Raw genomic sequence first — 16,526 nt, 5'->3', positions numbered from 1 at the left:
GGGAGCTATTTCAGCCCGAACCACAGCGTGGCGATGCCGAGAAACGAGAAGAAGCCGACCACGTCGGTGACGGTCGTGACGAAGGTGCCGGAGGCGACCGCCGGGTCGGCGCGCACCCGCTCCAGCACCATCGGAATCAGGATGCCGCCGAGCGCACCGGCGACCAGATTGCAGATGATCGCAAGCCCGATCACGATGCCGAGGCCTGGGATCTTGAACCAGGCCACCGCGGCGATGCCGGTGATGACCGCAAAGGCGATGCCGTTGACGAGCCCGACCATGGTCTCGCGCAGCACCACGCGCATCGCGTTGAACGCGCCGAGCTCGCGGGTGGCGAGCGCGCGGACCGCGACCGTCATGGTCTGGGTCGCGGCATTGCCGCCCTGGCTCGCTACGATCGGCGCCAGCACCGCGAGCGCCACCATCTTCTCGAGCTGGCCCTCGAACAGGCCGAGCACCGACGAGGCCAGGAACGCGGTGGCGAGATTGACCAAGAGCCAGTTGAAGCGACCGCGGGCAATGGTCCAGACCGTGTCCGACAATTCTTCGGGATGGGTGACGCCGCCGAGCGCCTTCAGGTCCTCGTCGGCCTCCTCCTCGATCACGTCGACGACGTCGTCGATGGTGATCACGCCGACCAGGCGCTCGGTGGTGTCGACCACAGGAGCCGCCACCAGATTGTACTTGCCGAACATCCGCGCGACCTCTTCCTGGTCCTCCAGCGCGGAGACCCGGCGACGGTCCTCGTCGATCAGGTCCTTGACCGGAACCGGGCGGCGCGTGCGCAGCAGCACGTCGAGCGGCACGGCGCCGAGCAAATGCCTGTCGGCATCGACCACATAGATCTCGTAGAATCGATCCGGCAGGTCGGGCGTGTCGCGCATGTAGTCGATCGCCTGCCCGACGGTCTTGTCCGGCGACACCGCGATGAACTCGGTCTGCATCCGCCGGCCGGCGGAATTCTCCGGATACAGCAGGCTGCGCTCGATGTCCTCGCGCTCGGCCGCCGGCAGCTTCTCCAGGATCTCTTCCTGGTCCTCCTCGTCGAGGCTCTCCAGCAACTCGACGGCGTCGTCGGATTCGAGCTCGCGGACGCCCTCGGCGACGGTCTCCGGCTCGAGTTCCTCGAGGATCTCCTCACGGACGCTCTCGTCGACCTCGTTGAGCGCCGAGAAGTCGAAATCGGTGCCGGTGATCTCGACCAGGGTGACGCGGTCGTCGGGCTCCAGCGCCGCGATCAGGTCGCCGAGATCGGCCTCGTGCAGTTCCGCGACCACCTCGCACAGCAGCGGCCGGTCGGCAGCGTGGATCGCCCGGGTGATCTCGTCGACGAATTCGGGGCGGAGCTGGCCCTCCTCGTCCCGCATCGGCATCCGGGCGAGCGGGTCGTCCTTTGGGCGGTCCTTGGCGGGCTCGGCAACGTCGAAATTCTCGGCCATGCCGTGTTTCGCCGGTTTGACAGGAGGGGAAAATCTGGTCTGATTGATGCGGACCGGATTACCTAATCGGCGGGGCACAGTGCAATGAGAAAGATGTCGAGCGCACCACGACCGATCCTCAACATTGTGGCGACGTTGGTCGCGATCGCGCCGCTCGCGCTGTTCGGCGCGGCGCAAGCCAACGAATGCCCGCGCAAGGACGCACTCGGCACCTCACGTGTGCTCGAGGTCGATCCTGCGACTTATCCGCGCGTCGGGCTGAAGAGCTTTCCGCAGACCCTGCCGCTCAGGGATGGCGAGGTGGTGCTGACGTTCGACGACGGACCGTCGCCTTTCGTCACCGACAAGGTGCTGGCGGCGCTGGGCACCGAATGCGTGCAGGCCACCTTCTTCATGGTCGGCCGCAACGCCTCCGAGCACCCCGACATGGTCCGCAAGATCGCGCGCCTTGGCCACACCGTCGGCTATCACACCTGGGACCATGCGCATCTCAACAAGCTGCCGACCGACCAGGCCGAGGCGAGCATCAACCGGGGCATCGAAGCGGTCCAGGCCGCCTTGCGCGGCACTGCCAGCACGGTTCCGAGCACGCCGTTCTTCCGGTTCCCCTATTTCGAGTCGACTCCGACGTTGCTCGACCATTTGGAAAAGCGCGGTATCGCGGTGTTCGGGGCGGATTTCTGGGCCAGCGACTGGGTCAAGATGACGCCCGAGGAAGAATTGAAGCTGCTCACCGGCCGGCTCGAAGCCCACCGGAAGGGAATTATCCTGCTGCATGACCCGCAAATGCGAACGGCCGAGATGCTGCCGGCCTTCCTGAGGTATCTCCAGGAGCATAATTTTCACGTCGTCCACATCGTCCCGCCGGCGATGAAGACCGTGTCCGACCGGACACATTGAACCCGGGGCCAAAGCTGGATTACAGACTGTTAAGGCGGCGTTCATGGCGCCCTTCTTAAGGATTCGTCAGTGCGTTTGGAATGCGGCCTGGATTTAATGATTGCAAACGTCCTGGTGATGATCCGGAAGCGGTCGCGGACCGTGATCGGCGCGGCGCTGCTGGGCTGCGGCTTGATGCCGCCGCATGCCGCCCTCGCCGCCGACTGCCCCAATCCCAACGCACTCGGCACCTCGCGGACCCTCGTCGTCGATCCCAAGGAGCATCCGCGGATCGGCACCATGCAGTATCCGGAGACCCTGCCGCTCGCCGACCACGAGGTGGTGCTGACCTTCGACGACGGCCCGCTGCCGAAATACAGCAACCAGGTGCTGGCCATCCTCGCCAGCCAATGCGTCAAGGCGACCTTCTTCACCATCGGCTCCCAGGCCCGGTTCAATCCGGAGGGCGTGCGCAAGCTGATCGCGGCCGGCCACACCGTCGGCACGCACAGCCAGAACCACCCGCTGACGATGAACAAGATGCCGCTCGAGCGGGTGAAGCAGGAGGTCGACGACGGCATCGCCTCGACGCTCGCAGCCCTCAACGGCGACAAGAGCAAGCTCGCGCCGTTCTTCCGGATTCCCGGCCTGATGCGCGCCGAGATCCCCGAGGCCTATCTGGCGTCGCAGGGCATCCAGGTCTGGAGCGCCGACTTCCCGGCCGACGACTGGCGCCACATCTCGCCGCAACGGGTTTACGATCTCGCGATCCAGCGCATCGAGGCCAAGCACAAGGGCATCCTGCTGCTGCACGACATCCAGCCGCGCACCGTCGCGGCGCTGCCGCGCATCCTCAATACGTTGAAGGAGCGCGGCTATCGCATCGTGCACGTCGTGCCGGCGACGGCGGAGCGCCCGGCGACGCCGACCGAGCCGCAGCAGTGGTTCATGCACCCTCCGACCGAGACGGTGGCGACCACGCGCTGGCCGAAGATTCCGAACTTCATCTTCACCGCGACGCGGACGCTGCCTGCGCCCGTGTTTGCCGGCATGGACTGGCGCGATGCCGACATCCTCGATCACGCCCAGCACGCGCGCCTCGGTGTGCCCGTCCGTACGGCCTGGCCGCAACCGCAGCTCTCGCAGCTCGCCGCCGTCTCGACCTTGCCGATCCCGGCGGCCAATGTGTTTCGCGTTCCCGAGGCGCTGGATCTGACGCTGCTCGCGGCCCGCTCGGCCGGCAGTCGCCGCCTCACGCAGCGCGCGGCAACTGTCCCCGGCGTCGGCGCGCCGCGCGCGCAGGCGATCTCCGCGCGCCAGACGACGCATCCGAGGCAGGCCGCACATCAGCTCCCCGCTCCGGTCCGCGGTAGAGCCCACGGCGCGCCGTTGCGCGTCGCACCACCGGCTGCGAGCAATGCCTCGGTCCATGTCGCCAGGCGCACCCCGCGCGCCGAAGCCTCGGCGGCCAACAAGCGCGTGCCCGATTGAGCTGACTTGGCTGGCCACGATCTCGGCGATGCAGAGCAGGATCACCAGCGCCTCGCCGCGCTCAGTTCATCCAGGTCACGGTATAAGTGAGCGGCAGGCCGAGCAGGCTCATCGACCTGATCCGATAATCGGTGACGCCGGCCGCCCGCAAAACGGATTCCAGCTCGCTGCGCGACAGCAGATTCATGTAGTCGCCCGCCGCCCAGCCCTTGCCGATGAATTCCAGGAAGCGATCGAACTGCTGCTTGGACAGCATGAGGTGCAGCAGCGGCAGGCGGGTGTGGACCTCGATCGGGAACAGCCGGTTCGGCGTCGTCAGATAACCGCGCTTCGACACGCGCCGCATCTCGCGAACGAATTGGATCTGCCGCTCGCGGCTGCCGACATGTTCGATCACGGCGTTCGAGTAGCCGATATCGAAGCTGCCGTCGGAAAACTGCAAATCGCAGCCGTCGCCATTGACGATCTTGATCTGCGGATGGTTCTTGCTGAAGTGCTCCATCTTCTCGGGCGTCAGGGCCGTGATCTGTCCCGGATAGGGATAGTGCTTGGCCAGATAATTGTCGGTCGACCAGTAATCGGTATCGGTGACGCCGATATCGATGATGGTGTCCGTGCTGCGCGGCTGCAGCAGATCGATGAATTCCTGATATTTCCTGGCGCGGTTGCGACCGGACACTTTCGACGCCAGCGACTCGATCAGATCCGTTGCCGGATTGGTCACAAGCTCCATGAGCGATCTCCCTTCGAATGTGCGAGCGACGATGTTGCGTGACCAGCATGGCTGCTCGCGCGCGTCAGTTTCCTGGTGGTGACGCCATCCATTGGCGGACGGCAACGCAACGGTGCTCTCGCGCACGTCAGGGAGTAGCACCGGTCTTGCAGCTACAGCCTTGGTCTTCGCGTACAGAATTTGACTTCGTACCAGCCCGGCAACAAATAGACGAAATTCAACGACACGTTGCGATTACATCGCACTAACCTTAATGCGGCGGCGTGCTGCCCGGAGCCTGCCGGCCCCAGGATAGCGCGTTTCGCGCCCTCGCTTTCGCTAGGCTTGTGGCCGGTTCTGGTCGTACAGCACCCGCACGCGGATCGTGCCGTGAATGGCCTTCAGCTCGGCCAGCAAGTCCTCGCCCTCGCCGCCGACCACGTCGGTCTCGAGCACGACGTAGCCGACTTCCACATCGGTCTGCAGGTATTGCGCCAGGATGTTGATGCCGTGCCGCGACACCGCGTCGTTGACCTGCCGCATCACGCCGGGAACGTTGCGGTGGACATGGATGAAGCGCGTGCCGGTCGGCCGTGCCGGCAACTGCACCTGCGGAAAGTTCACCGCGCCGAAGGTCGAGCCGACGTCGGAATGGTCGATCAGCTTGCGCGCGACCTCGCTGCCGATCCGATCCTGCGCCTCTTCGGTCGAGCCGCCGACATGCGGCGTCAGGATCACGTTGGGCAGGCCTTGCAGCGGCGAGACGAAACGATCCTGGTTCGACGTCGGCTCGACCGGAAACACGTCGGCCGCAGCACCCGCCAGCCTGCCCTCGCGCAGCGCGCTCGCCAGCGCATCGAGATCGACCACGGTGCCGCGCGAATTGTTGATCAGATAGGCCTCCGGCTTCATCAGCCTGATCTGGGCCGCGCCGATCATGTTGGCCGTGGTCGGCGTCTCCGGCACATGCAGCGAAACGACATCGCTCGCTGCGAGCAGTTCATCGAGCGTCTCGACCGGCTCGGTGTTGCCGTGACGCAATTTGTCGGTCTGATCGAAATAGATCACGCGCATGCCCATGGCTTCCGCGAGATTCGACAGCTGCGAACCGATGTTGCCGTAGCCGACGATGCCAAGCGTCTTGCCGCGCACCTCGCGGCTGCCCTCGGCGGACTTGTCCCACCCGCCGGCATGCGCGGAGATCGAGCGCGGAAAGATCCGGCGAAACAGCATCACGATCTCGGCGATGGTCAGCTCGGCCACGCTGCGTGTATTGGAGTAAGGAGCGTTGAAGACCGGAATGCCAAGACGCCGCGCGGCGTCGAGATCGACCTGGTTGGTGCCGACCGAGAAGCAGCCGACCACCAAGAGCCGGTCCGCCGCCTCCAGGACCTCCGCGGTCAATTGCGTCCGCGAGCGGATTCCCAGCATATGAATGCCCGACAGCGCCCGCTTGAGCTCGGCAGGTCCCAGCGCCTTGGGCAGGCGTTGCAGCTCGGTATAGCCGTTGGCTTCGAACATCCGGACTGCGGAATCGTTGACGCCTTCAAGCAGCAGGACGCGGATCTTGGTCTTGGGAAGAGACAGCATCGTCGGACTTGGCCTTGTTCAGGGGGAGTCGGTTGGCGCAAGGGCTATCACGCGCGATGCTGATCAGCGAGCAAATCGCGGCCTTTCCCGGCCCGACTCGGTTCAAAAGACGGCGCGAGCGTCGCGAACAACGGATGAATCAGAAGTGGCAGCCTTGCGTGAGACAATGCCGGCTTCCACCAGTCGGCGCGAGGATTGACATCCCCGAAATCTCATTTGATATCAATGTCTTATGAGATTGGTGCGCTCGGAGGGACTCGAACCCCCACGGTGTTACCCACTGCCACCTCAAGGCAGCGCGTCTACCAATTCCGCCACGAGCGCTGGGATGCCGGATGGAACCCTAGGGCGCCGCCGCATCGACGGGGCCATGTAACAAATCATGCATGCAGGGACAAGGCGATTAATGCGCGAATTAACCGCGGATACCGGGAGATTTCGGCAGCATCTGCTTGACCTCGACCGCGATCCGGTTGCGATCGACCAGGACGACGCCGCTGGCCACCGGGAGGTTGTTGGCGAGGATCTTGACCTCGTCGGCCTCGGTGGCATCCAGTTCGATGATGGCACCGCGGGACAGCCGCATGACTTGGTGAATCGGCATGGTGGTGGTCCCGAGGACCACCATGAGATCGACGCTGACTTTATCGAGCGTGGGCACTTCTGAACCGCCGAACGGGAACTAAATTGTGGGTTCACCTGACCACGTTAGGGTTAGCTAATGGTTAACGACCGCCAAAGCCTCGATCTGACGACCTTTGCCCGCGCTTCGCGCGGCGCAGCGGTCGAATGGCGGATTGCGGACCGTCCGGTGCCCTACCCCGATTCGCTCGCCGCGATGGACGCACGGGTGGCGGCGATCGCCGACGGATCGGCGCCTGAGCTGGTGTGGCTGCTCGAGCACCCGCCGCTCTATACCTCCGGCACTAGCGGCAAGGCCGACGATCTGCTCGATCCGCGCTTTCCGATCTTCCAGAGCGGCCGCGGCGGCCAGGTCACCTATCACGGCCCGGGGCAGCGCGTCGGCTATGTGATGCTCGATCTCAAACAGCGCCGGCCGGATGTCCGCGCCTATGTCGCCTCGCTGGAGGAATGGATCATCCGCACGCTGGCCGCCTTCAACGTCCGCGGCGAGCGCCGCGAGGACCGCGTCGGGGTCTGGGTGAAACGCCCGGACAAGGGCCCCGGCTTCGAAGACAAGATCGCCGCGATCGGCGTCCGGCTGCGCCGCTGGGTCTCGTTCCACGGCATCGCGATCAATGTCGAGCCCGAGCTGTCGCACTTCCAGGCGATCGTGCCCTGCGGCGTGGTCGATCCGCGCTACGGCGTCACCTCGCTGGTCGATCTCGGGCTGCCGGTCACGATGGCCGATCTCGACATCGCGCTCCGGCAGGCATTTGCCGAGGTGTTCGGCGACACCGCAGCGCGGCTGCCGGAAGCGACGTCCTAGGACCTCACGCCGCCTTCTGCGGCGCCAGCTCGAGCTTGCCGGCGATGTAGCGGCGCTCCTGGGTCAGGCCGCCGAAGCCGTAGGCATCGCCCTTCACCTCATCGACATGGGCATAGCTCTCGGTGTGCAGCGGCCCGAGCAGCTCGCCCATCCACTTGAACAGCGCGGCGAGATAGGCCGCCTTCTCGTCCTTGGTGTTGGTGCCTTCGCTGACGTGAATGTCGAGCCAGTAGCTCGCGAGCCCCTGCTCGGCGAGCGACTTGCCGCCGGCGAACCAGTCGGCAGCATCGGCGGCCTTGACGATGATGGCGGTGACCTGGGGATCCTTGTGCAGGATCTTTGCGGTCAGCTCCGACACGGCGGCGGCGATATCGGACTTCAGCGACGGCGACGGGCGCGAGGTCGCATAGGTGACGGTGATGAGCGGCATGATCGGATCTCCTCGAATTCGGTTAGCGCGGGTCATTCGCGCCTCCTTTAGCTAGACCTTCCCGCATCATCTTGGTATCTTATCTATCCTGATAGCAATGATAACGATTTATGATCATTACCACCTCGCTCGACATCGACACCGTGCAGGCGTTCCTCCTGGTCGCCGAGCTGCAAGGCTTCACCCGCGCCGCTGAGGCGCTCGGCACCACGCAGGCCGCGATCAGCATGAAATTGCAGCGGCTGGAAACCGTGCTCGGCAAGCGGCTGGTTGAGCGCTCGCCGCGCGCGGTGCGACTGACCGCCGATGGCGCGGCATTCCTGCACCACGCCCGCGCGCTGATCGAGGTGCACGACCGCGCACTGTCCGGCGAGAGGCCGGCGCGGCAACAGCTCACGCTCGGGATCAGCGACCATGCCGCAGGTCCCGAGTTGGTGCCGCTGCTGGAGCGGCTGCACGCGATGGCCTCGCAGCTTGCGCTCGCGGTGACGATCGGCTTCTCGCGCGCGATGCTTGATGCCTACGATGCCGGCGAGCTTGACGCCGTGATCGTGCGCCAGGAAGGCAGCCGGCGTGGCGGCGAGAAACTGACGGAAGACGAATTCGGCTGGTTCGCCGCCAGGCGTTTCGTCTGGCCGCGTGGCGATGCCTTGCCGCTCGCGACCCTCGCACCGCCTTGCGGGGTGCGCGCCCTGGCCGTGCGCGCGCTCGACAAGGCTGATATCGCGTGGACCGAAAGCTTCATCGGCGGCGGCGTCACCGCGGTGGTGGCTGCCGCGCTCGCCGGCCTTGCCGTCGCGCCCCTCGTCCGCCGCATCGCGCCGCCGGGCCTGATCGACATCGGACCCGCGCACAAGCTGCCGCGGCTCGGCGCGTCGAAGGTGATGCTGCATTCGAAAGTCGGCGATCCCGCCAAGCTTGCGGCATTGCGGACGCTGGCGGCGACGTTCCGCAGCGTGGCGTCTGCGGCGTAGCGTGAGCATCCGCATGGGTCACATCTATTCCTCGCGGGCTGCCAGTTCGCCCATGACGAACCAGTAGGTCAGGCCGGCGACACATCCGGCCGCGACGAACAGACAAACAAGCCCCGACGTCCAGACGGCCGGCGAGCGGACCAGCACGGTGATGCTCAACGCGCCGATCGCAGCGCCGGCGCAAGCGAAGAAGCCGGCGGCCCGGATCTGGAACTCCTCAGTGAACCAGACGACCATCGCCGCGGGAATTGCGGTGAGCAGACAGGTGATGACGAAGACCACGGCCGACGGAAGCAGCAACACGACGATGCCGTAGAGCAGCCGGGCAAAATCGCCGTGGGACGCCAGCATCAGAAAGGTCTGGCCAACGGCGGAGATCACCGCAGTCGCGGCGCCACAGCCCGCCAACCAACCCCCGATAGCGCGCGAACAGGTGCTGGACATCGTGCCCTCCTCTACAGGATTGCCTCGAATGCGCTGCGCAAGGTTTCGTGCCGGAACACAAAGCCGTTGCTCAGCGCCTTGTTCGGCAGCACGCGCTGGCCGCCGAGCAAGAGTTCGTTGGCGAAATCGCCGCCCACGGTGCGGAGCAGCCCGGCAGGCACGCGGAAGATCGCGGGCCGGTGCAGGCGGCGCCCCAGCTCTTCGGTGAATTTGGTGTTGGTCACCGGGATCGGCGCGGTCGCGTTGATCGGCCCAGAGAGCTCGGGCTTCGCGATCACATGCGCGATCAGGCGCACCAGATCGTCGCGCTCGATCCACGACATCCACTGCTTGCCGGAGCCGAGCGGTCCGCCGAGACCGAATTCGAACGGCGTCAGCATCCGCGTGATGAAGCCGCCGTCGGTGCCGATCACGAGACCGGTCCGCAGATACGCCACGCGCACGCCGTGCTCGGCGGCCGGCTTCGCGGCATTCTCCCAGGCCTCGCACAGGTCATGACTGAAGCAGGCGTGGGATTTCGCCGACTCCGTCAGCACCTGGTCCTGCCAAAGCCCGTACCAGCCGATCGCCGATCCGCTCACCAGCACCGACGGCTTGCGCTCGAGCCGCGCGATCAGCTTGACGACGTCGGCCGTCATGTCGATCCGCGAGGCGATGATCCTGCAGCGCTTGGCCTCGCTCCACAGGCCGTTGCCGATCGGCTCGCCCGCGAGATTGACGATGGCGTCGATCGCTGTGTTGGCCGGCAACTGGTCGAGGCGCGTGATCAGCGTCACCGGCGGCGGTAGCATCTCGGCCTTTGCGGGATTGCGGATCAGCGCGATCACCTGATGGCCCGATGCGGTAAGGCTTGCGACCAGGCGGCTGCCGATGAAGCCGGTCGCACCGGTGACCAGCACGGTCTGCCGCGCCGGCAATGTCTCGACCAGCGTCGCGGCCGGCACGCTGGACATCCGCCCCAAGCGCCTTGCCGCGGCAAAGTCACGCGCGCCGAACAGCGCGGCACCGAACGCCGCGGCTGTCGCAAAAGCACTCAAGGCACCCGCATAGGCCGGCACGATGGCCGTCGGCAGCATCGCCCAGCCGATCAGCACCGGCAAAAGCAGCACGAGGATGGCGCCGTAGTTGATCGCCAGCAGCGTATGATTGACCCGCTCGCTCGGCGGCAGCTTTCGGCTCAGATCCTCCTCGACGAAATCCATCAGCGTGATGACGATCTCGACGACCAGCACGGCCATGACGGCGATCGCGAGAATGCCGTGCACCTCGAGCCACCCGAGCACGAGGAATAGCAGCGCATAGAGCATGTTGCGCACGCTGTGCAATTGCAGCTCATGGCGCTGCGACGGACGCCACGCCAATCGTTCGGTGAATTCGTGATGATAGAAGGTGTCGAACGCGCCCATCGCGATCTGGATGGCGACCAGGGTCCAAAGCAGCGGTGTCATGACGAAGCCTCCCTGAACACGGCCGACTGACGGAGCAGCCGGCCGAAACGCGGGTGGATGATCTCCAGCGTGAAGCGGAAGTCGCCGCAGCCGAGATCGGAATGGGTCACGGTGAGATCGCCGGGCGTGAGCCATGCGGGCAGCGGCAGGCGAACCGGACCGAGCTGCAACGAATAGCCGACGCTGCGGAAAACCAGGGCCTCGTGCTCGACCATGATCTGCAGCGCCATGCTGACGCCGAAGCCGACATATTCCTCGAGCCCGGTCGGCCCGGCAAAGCGCTTGGCGGAATGGATCACCTGCGGGAAGCCGTCGCGGCGCGCGCAGATCCGGGTCCAGACCTGGCCGCCGCTTGCGGCATCCTCGGTCACCGTGACGATCATCGGCACGCCGGTCTCGCTGCCGGTCGGAAGCGGCCCGCCGATCAGCCGCGCGGCCTGGGCCAGCCACCAGCCGGCGCGGCTAGTTGAGGCCTCCTCGACCTCGCCGACATAGACGACGGTGTTGCCGTCCTCGAACCGCTTCGAGAAACGGCGCCAGATCGCGACCGGCAGGCGGCCCCAATCCTCGTCCGACAGCAAGGCGCGGAAGCGATGATCGTCGAGCAGTTTGGTATCGGAAGCCGGCGCGGTCTTTAAGGTCGATCTCCTTGCTGACGCCATCGCACACTCCCGTTACGCCGCCGTCCCTATTTGGCTCTGCCGGTGGGCAGGAAACTCACGATCTTCTCGCCGAGCTTGATCAGTGCGACCAGGCGCGGCCGCGGCACGTTCAGCATCTGCGTGTACCAGCGGTCGACCAGCTCGGTGAAAGTCAGCATCTCCTTCAGCCGCTTGCTGGCGAGCGGCGAGATCGCCGGGTCGTCCGCCGCGTCGGAGACGCAGGCGCGCAGCGCCGCCAGCGCGGGATCGATCTCGCGCTCCTTGCGCCCGGCCGCGATCTTGGCCGCGACCTCCCAGATGTCGGTCTCGGCCTCGAAATGGTCGCGGCGGTCGCCGAGGATCGGCACCCGGCGGATCAGTCCCCAGGACAACAATTCCTTGATCGAGTTGGAGACGTTGGAGCGCGCCATGCCAAGCGTGTCGGCAATGTCCTCAGCCGTCATCGGCGCCTCGGCCAGATAAAGCAGTCCGTGGATCTGGCTGACCGAGCGGTTGACGCCCCATTCGTCGCCCATGTCGCCCCAATGCAGGATGAAGCGCTCGACGACGGCGGGGAGTTTTTTCTTGGCGGTTATTTCTGTCACGACAGAAATATCAGACCGTTCGGAGTGAAAGTCAAGGGCTGCGGCCGGCCCTCCGCAACGCGGGCTGGACGCGATTCGAGCCGTTGGCGCGTACGGAGCGCTGGTTCATACTTCGGAGGCGGCTTCTGCCCGTGACGGCCACGATGGCCGTCCGCTTTTCGAGGAAATGCATATGACGGCTCCACTTTCCGACAAGGTGTTCGCGGGATCCGTCCCGCAGCTCTACGACCGGCTCATGGTGCCGATGATCTTTGCGCCCTATGCCCGCGACCTCGCGCAGCGCATCAAGGGCCACCGGCCGCGCGACCTGCTGGAGGTCGCGGCGGGCACCGGCGCCGTCACCACCGTGCTGGCGACGGAATTGCCCGATACCCAAATCACCGCGACCGATCTCAACGAGCCGATGCTGGCGCAGGCGAAGACGCATCTCGCTGATAAGACGAACATCAGGTGGCAGCAGGCCGACGCATTGTCGCTGCCGTTTGGCGATGCGAGCTTCGACATCGTCGCCTGCCAGTTCGGCGCGATGTTCTTTCCCGACCGCGTCAAGGGTTACGCCGAGGCACGGCGCGTGATCAGGCCCGGCGGCCGCTACTTCTTCAGCGTCTGGGACAAGATTGCGGAGAACGATTTCGCCGACGTGATGCAGCAGACGATGTTTCAGGTATTTCCAGGCAACTCGCCGCAATTCATGGCACGGACGCCGCACGGCTATCACGATCCCGCGCGCATTCGCGCCGACCTGACCGCTGCCGGCTTCCGCGACATCGTCATCGAGCTGGTCAGCCAACGGAGTCCCGCCGCCTCGCCGCTGGACGTGGCCGTCGCCTACTGCCAGGGCACGCCGATGCGCGGCGAGATCGAGGCGCAGGGTCAACCGAGTCTCGAGGCTGCCACAGAGCGCGTGGCAGAGGCGCTGACGCGCCGCTTCGGCAACGGCCCACTCAACGGAAAGATTCAGGCGCTGGTGATCTCGGCGGCGTAGGCCGCGCGTCACACCGTCGGCAGGAACGCGAACCGCTCGCCCGCCCCGCGCAGGTTCAAAAGGTCTGATGTGCCGTCATCGGCCTGCACGCGGTCGACGCGCGCCGAGATCGGTCCGCGGCCGCACGCCTTGATCATGTCGGCAACGATATCTTCGGGGCCGGAAAACACCGCCTCGACGCTGCCGTCGCGACGATTGCGGACCCAGCCTTCGAGGCCGCGTGCACCGGCGTGTTCGTGAACCCAGGCACGATAGCCGACGCCCTGGACGCGGCCGGTGATCGTGACGTGGCGGATCACGCCGCTCATGTCTTCAAGCCGAGGAATTCGCCGCTGCGCGCCTTGGTCTCCGCCTCGCGCATCACGCGGCCGGTCAGTTCGGACGACGCGATGCCCTTCAGGTTCTTCGGCGAGGTGCCGTCGCGCAGCGCCTTCAGCGTCTCGTAGACCGCCTGCGTCGCGGCCGCGAACGGCGCGTGGCCCTGCAACGCGATCCTGACGCGCTGGCTCGCCAGATAATCCGGCGCGGTCATTTCCTCCGGCGCGCCGCCGAGCACGATCGGCAGCGTCGTCGCGGCCGACAGCGCCTCCAGCTCGTCGCGCGATTTGATGCCGGTGAAGAACAGCCCATCGACGCCGACCGCCTCATAGGCCTTCGCGCGTGCGATCGCATCGTCGAGATCAGTGATCGAGACGGCGCCGGTGCGGCCGAGGATCACGAGCGACGGATCGCTGCGACCGTCGAGCGCGGCCCTCATCTTGCCGACGCCCTCCTCCAGCGAGATCAGCTGCGTCTTGGCCTGGCCGAACGCCTGCGGCAGCAGCGTGTCCTCGATGGTGAGGCCGGCAGCGCCGGCGGATTCCACCTCCTGGACGGTGCGGCGGACATTGAGCGCATTGCCGTAGCCATGGTCGGCATCGACCAGCACCGGCAGGGTCGACGCCCGCGACATACGGCGGATCTGCTCGGCGAATTCGGTCAGCGTGATCAGCGCGATGTCGGGATCGCCGAGAACCGCGAGCGAGGCCACCGAGCCGCCGAACATGCCGAGCTCGAAGCCGAGATCCTCCGCGATCCGGATCGAGATTGCGTCATAGACCGAGCCCGGGCGGATGCAGCTTGATCCGTTGAGGATCGATCGCAGTGCTTCGCGGCGTTTGCGGAAGGCCATGGTGTTGTCTCCATCCGCGTCATTGCGAGGAGCGAAGCGACGAAGCAATCCACGGCTTGAGGAGATATGGATTGCTTCGCTTCGCTCGCAATGACGGTGCTATGCGAACTCCAGGATCAGCGCATCGACCGCGAGCGTGGCGCCGGCGGCGGCGTGGATCTTCTTGACCGTGCCGTCGCGCTCGGCGCGCAGCACGTTCTGCATCTTCATGGCTTCCACGACCGCCAAGGTCTCGCCGGCCTTGACCTCCTGCCCTTCGGTCACCGCGATCGACACCACGAGCCCGGGCATCGGGCACAGCAACTTCTTGCCGGTGTCGGCGGCCGAAACCACCGGCATCAGCTGCGCCGAGGTCGCCTCGGTCTCGGTGAAGACATAGACCGGCACCTCAAAACCCTGATGCGCGAGGCGGAAGCCGTTGTTGATCGCCCGCACCTGCACGGCGACGAAATTGCCGTCGATGGTGCCCTGCCAGACCGGCTCGCCCGGCACCCAGCTCGACACCAGGTTATGCGGATTGCCGGGCAGCCCGTCGGTGCCGATGAAGCGCACTGCGATGGCGTCGGCTTCGCGCGCGACGTCGAGCGCGATCTCCGCGCGATCGAGCCACACCGCGCGGCGGCGTTCGCGCAGCACCACGCGACCGCCCATCTGGCCGGAGATCTGCCGCTTGCGTTCGCCCAGCACATGATCGATGGCAGCGCCGACCGCCGCAAGGCGCCGCGCGATCTCGCCCTCGGGCGCGCGCGCGGAAAATCCCTTCGGGAATTCCTCCGCGATGAATCCGGTCGAGAGCCGGCCCTCGCGCCAGCGCGGATGATTCATCAGCGCCGATAGGAACGGGATGTTGTGCCTGATGCCGTCGACATAGAAGGCGTCGAGCGCGGTCGCCTGCGCCTCGATCGCCGCCGCGCGCGACGGCGCGTGGGTGACGAGCTTGGCAATCATCGGATCGTAATGGATCGAGATCTCGCCGCCTTCCTGCACGCCGGTGTCGTTGCGGATGGTGATGCCGTCATGGCTGGCTTCGGCCGGCGGACGATACTTCACCAGGCGCCCGATCGACGGCAGGAAGTTGCGGAACGGATCCTCGGCATAGACGCGGGATTCCACCGCCCAGCCGGTCAAGGTGACGTCCTTCTGCGCGATTGCGAGCTTCTCGCCGGCCCCGACGCGGATCATTTGCTCGACGAGGTCGATGCCGGTGATCAATTCGGTGACGGGATGCTCGACCTGCAGGCGGGTGTTCATCTCCAGGAAGTAGAAGCTCTTGTCCTGGCCGGCGACGAATTCCACGGTGCCGGCCGAATCGTAGTTCACCGCCTTGGCCAGCGCGACCGCCTGCTCGCCCATCTTGCGGCGGGTGGTCTCGTCGAGCAGCGGTGACGGCGCCTCCTCGATGACCTTCTGGTTGCGGCGCTGGATCGAGCACTCGCGCTCGCCGAGATAGATCACATTGCCATGCTTGTCGCCGAGCACCTGGATCTCGATGTGCCGGGGATCGACGATGAATTTCTCGACGAAGACGCGGTCGTCGCCGAACGACGACTTCGCTTCGGCCTTGGCGAGGTTGAAGCCTTCGGCGACCTCCGCCTTGGAATGCGCGATACGCATGCCCTTGCCGCCGCCGCCGGCGGAAGCCTTTATCATGACGGGGTAACCGATCTCGTCGGCGATCTGGACCGCGTGCTTGTCGTCCTCGATGACGCCGAGATGGCCGGGCACGGTCGAGACCTTGGCCTTCGCAGCCGCCTTCTTGGATTCGATCTTGTCGCCCATCGCGGCGATGGCGCCGGGGTTCGGGCCGATGAAGACGATGCCGGCGGCCTCCAGCGCCCGCGGGAACGCCTCGCGCTCGGACAGGAAGCCGTAGCCGGGATGCACGGCCTCAGCGCCGGTCTTGCGGCAGGCCTCGACGATCTTGTCGATCAGAAGATAGCTCTCGGCCGCGGCGGGCGGCCCGATCAGCACGGCCTCGTCGGCCATCTCGACATGCAGCGCGTCGCGGTCGGCCTCGGAGTAGACGGCGACCGTCTCAATCCCCATACGGCGCGCAGTCTTGATGACCCGGCAGGCGATCTCGCCGCGGTTGGCGATCAGGATTCGTTTGAACATGCTCTTCTTGGGCTTCTTGGACTGGGCTTCTTCGGATTTGGGCTTTTGGCAGGATTCCTCCCCGCGCAATCCGGCACGGGCCACTCCGTTGGTACAGCAAATTGCCCCGGAGGCAACGGTAAATAGATAGTGCGCCGGGCTTTGTGGTCAGA

17 protein-coding genes and 1 tRNA gene are annotated in these 16,526 nt (G+C 65.8%); 5 read left to right on the top strand and 13 right to left on the bottom strand.

The annotated features are described in order from the left end of the window. Positions 1–5: 5 nt before the first annotated feature. The gene (mgtE, locus tag ACVINW_RS28200; protein ID WP_456754298.1) at positions 6–1,439 is read right to left on the bottom strand and encodes a magnesium transporter; all 1,434 of its coding nucleotides are present in this window, start codon (positions 1,437–1,439) and stop codon (positions 6–8) included. A gap of 84 nt (positions 1,440–1,523) precedes the next feature. Here mgtE and ACVINW_RS28195 point away from each other — a divergent pair, with 84 nt between their 5' ends. Together ACVINW_RS28195 and ACVINW_RS28190 are read left to right on the top strand one after the other, a co-directional pair. Continuing rightward, positions 1,524–2,339: a polysaccharide deacetylase family protein gene (locus ACVINW_RS28195; protein WP_456754297.1), complete on the top strand. Its 816-nt coding sequence runs from the start codon at positions 1,524–1,526 to the stop codon at positions 2,337–2,339. Positions 2,340–2,435: 96 nt separating this feature from the next. Next, positions 2,436–3,809 (top strand): polysaccharide deacetylase family protein, encoded by a 1,374-nt coding sequence (locus ACVINW_RS28190; RefSeq protein ID WP_456754296.1) that lies wholly within the window; start codon positions 2,436–2,438, stop codon positions 3,807–3,809. A gap of 61 nt (positions 3,810–3,870) precedes the next feature. Here the strand turns inward: ACVINW_RS28190 and ACVINW_RS28185 are convergent, their stop codons facing one another. From ACVINW_RS28185 to ACVINW_RS28170, 4 genes are all read right to left on the bottom strand, one after another. Further along, positions 3,871–4,542: a methyltransferase domain-containing protein gene (locus ACVINW_RS28185; RefSeq protein ID WP_456754295.1), complete on the bottom strand. Its 672-nt coding sequence runs from the start codon at positions 4,540–4,542 to the stop codon at positions 3,871–3,873. A gap of 318 nt (positions 4,543–4,860) precedes the next feature. Further along, positions 4,861–6,111 (bottom strand): phosphoglycerate dehydrogenase, encoded by a 1,251-nt coding sequence (gene serA / locus ACVINW_RS28180; protein WP_456754294.1) that lies wholly within the window; start codon positions 6,109–6,111, stop codon positions 4,861–4,863. A 239-nt stretch (positions 6,112–6,350) separates the two neighbouring features. Beyond that, positions 6,351–6,435, bottom strand: a tRNA-Leu gene (locus ACVINW_RS28175). 91 nt (positions 6,436–6,526) lie between these two features. Then, positions 6,527–6,772: a FliM/FliN family flagellar motor switch protein gene (locus tag ACVINW_RS28170; RefSeq protein ID WP_456754293.1), complete on the bottom strand. Its 246-nt coding sequence runs from the start codon at positions 6,770–6,772 to the stop codon at positions 6,527–6,529. 60 nt (positions 6,773–6,832) lie between these two features. Here ACVINW_RS28170 and lipB point away from each other — a divergent pair, with 60 nt between their 5' ends. Further along, positions 6,833–7,561, top strand: coding sequence for a lipoyl(octanoyl) transferase LipB (gene lipB / locus ACVINW_RS28165; RefSeq protein ID WP_456754292.1), 729 nt, complete (start codon positions 6,833–6,835; stop codon positions 7,559–7,561). A gap of 4 nt (positions 7,562–7,565) precedes the next feature. Here lipB and ACVINW_RS28160 read toward each other — a convergent pair whose 3' ends face one another. Then, positions 7,566–7,991 (bottom strand): tautomerase family protein, encoded by a 426-nt coding sequence (locus tag ACVINW_RS28160; RefSeq protein WP_456754291.1) that lies wholly within the window; start codon positions 7,989–7,991, stop codon positions 7,566–7,568. Positions 7,992–8,107: 116 nt separating this feature from the next. Here ACVINW_RS28160 and ACVINW_RS28155 point away from each other — a divergent pair, with 116 nt between their 5' ends. Continuing rightward, a complete protein-coding gene (locus ACVINW_RS28155; RefSeq protein ID WP_456756520.1) occupies positions 8,108–8,965 on the top strand; it encodes a LysR family transcriptional regulator in 858 nt (285 codons plus the stop codon). A gap of 24 nt (positions 8,966–8,989) precedes the next feature. Here ACVINW_RS28155 and ACVINW_RS28150 read toward each other — a convergent pair whose 3' ends face one another. From ACVINW_RS28150 to ACVINW_RS28135, 4 genes are read right to left on the bottom strand one after another with little or no spacing between them, the layout of a single operon-like run. Continuing rightward, positions 8,990–9,409, bottom strand: a complete 420-nt coding sequence (locus ACVINW_RS28150; protein ID WP_456754290.1) for a hypothetical protein — start codon at positions 9,407–9,409, stop codon at positions 8,990–8,992. 11 nt (positions 9,410–9,420) lie between these two features. Further along, positions 9,421–10,857, bottom strand: coding sequence for a TIGR01777 family oxidoreductase (locus ACVINW_RS28145; RefSeq protein ID WP_456754289.1), 1,437 nt, complete (start codon positions 10,855–10,857; stop codon positions 9,421–9,423). Next, complete coding sequence (locus ACVINW_RS28140) at positions 10,854–11,519, bottom strand: DUF4166 domain-containing protein (RefSeq protein WP_456754288.1); 666 nt, start codon at positions 11,517–11,519, stop codon at positions 10,854–10,856. Before ACVINW_RS28140 ends, ACVINW_RS28145 begins: the two co-directional genes overlap by 4 nt. A 26-nt stretch (positions 11,520–11,545) precedes the next feature. Continuing rightward, a complete protein-coding gene (locus ACVINW_RS28135) occupies positions 11,546–12,103 on the bottom strand; it encodes a GbsR/MarR family transcriptional regulator (protein WP_038385827.1) in 558 nt (185 codons plus the stop codon). A gap of 172 nt (positions 12,104–12,275) precedes the next feature. On the opposite strand from ACVINW_RS28135, the gene ACVINW_RS28130 reads away from it, so the two are divergent. After that, on the top strand, positions 12,276–13,088 hold the full coding sequence (locus ACVINW_RS28130) for a methyltransferase domain-containing protein (protein WP_456754287.1): 813 nt from the start codon (positions 12,276–12,278) through the stop codon (positions 13,086–13,088). Positions 13,089–13,096: 8 nt separating this feature from the next. Here the strand turns inward: ACVINW_RS28130 and ACVINW_RS28125 are convergent, their stop codons facing one another. The 3 genes from ACVINW_RS28125 to ACVINW_RS28115 form a co-directional block, all read right to left on the bottom strand. Beyond that, the gene (locus ACVINW_RS28125; protein ID WP_456754286.1) at positions 13,097–13,396 is read right to left on the bottom strand and encodes an acylphosphatase; all 300 of its coding nucleotides are present in this window, start codon (positions 13,394–13,396) and stop codon (positions 13,097–13,099) included. After that, on the bottom strand, positions 13,393–14,259 hold the full coding sequence (locus tag ACVINW_RS28120) for an isocitrate lyase/PEP mutase family protein (RefSeq protein ID WP_456754285.1): 867 nt from the start codon (positions 14,257–14,259) through the stop codon (positions 13,393–13,395). Before ACVINW_RS28120 ends, ACVINW_RS28125 begins: the two co-directional genes overlap by 4 nt. A gap of 99 nt (positions 14,260–14,358) precedes the next feature. Then, positions 14,359–16,374 (bottom strand): acetyl-CoA carboxylase biotin carboxylase subunit, encoded by a 2,016-nt coding sequence (locus ACVINW_RS28115; protein WP_456754284.1) that lies wholly within the window; start codon positions 16,372–16,374, stop codon positions 14,359–14,361. Positions 16,375–16,526: the final 152 nt, after the last annotated feature.

It is taken from the genome of Bradyrhizobium sp. USDA 4461 (assembly GCF_054055655.1).
The sequence above is the reverse complement of the archived record's forward strand: the minus strand, read 5'-3'. Positions and strand labels throughout refer to the sequence as shown.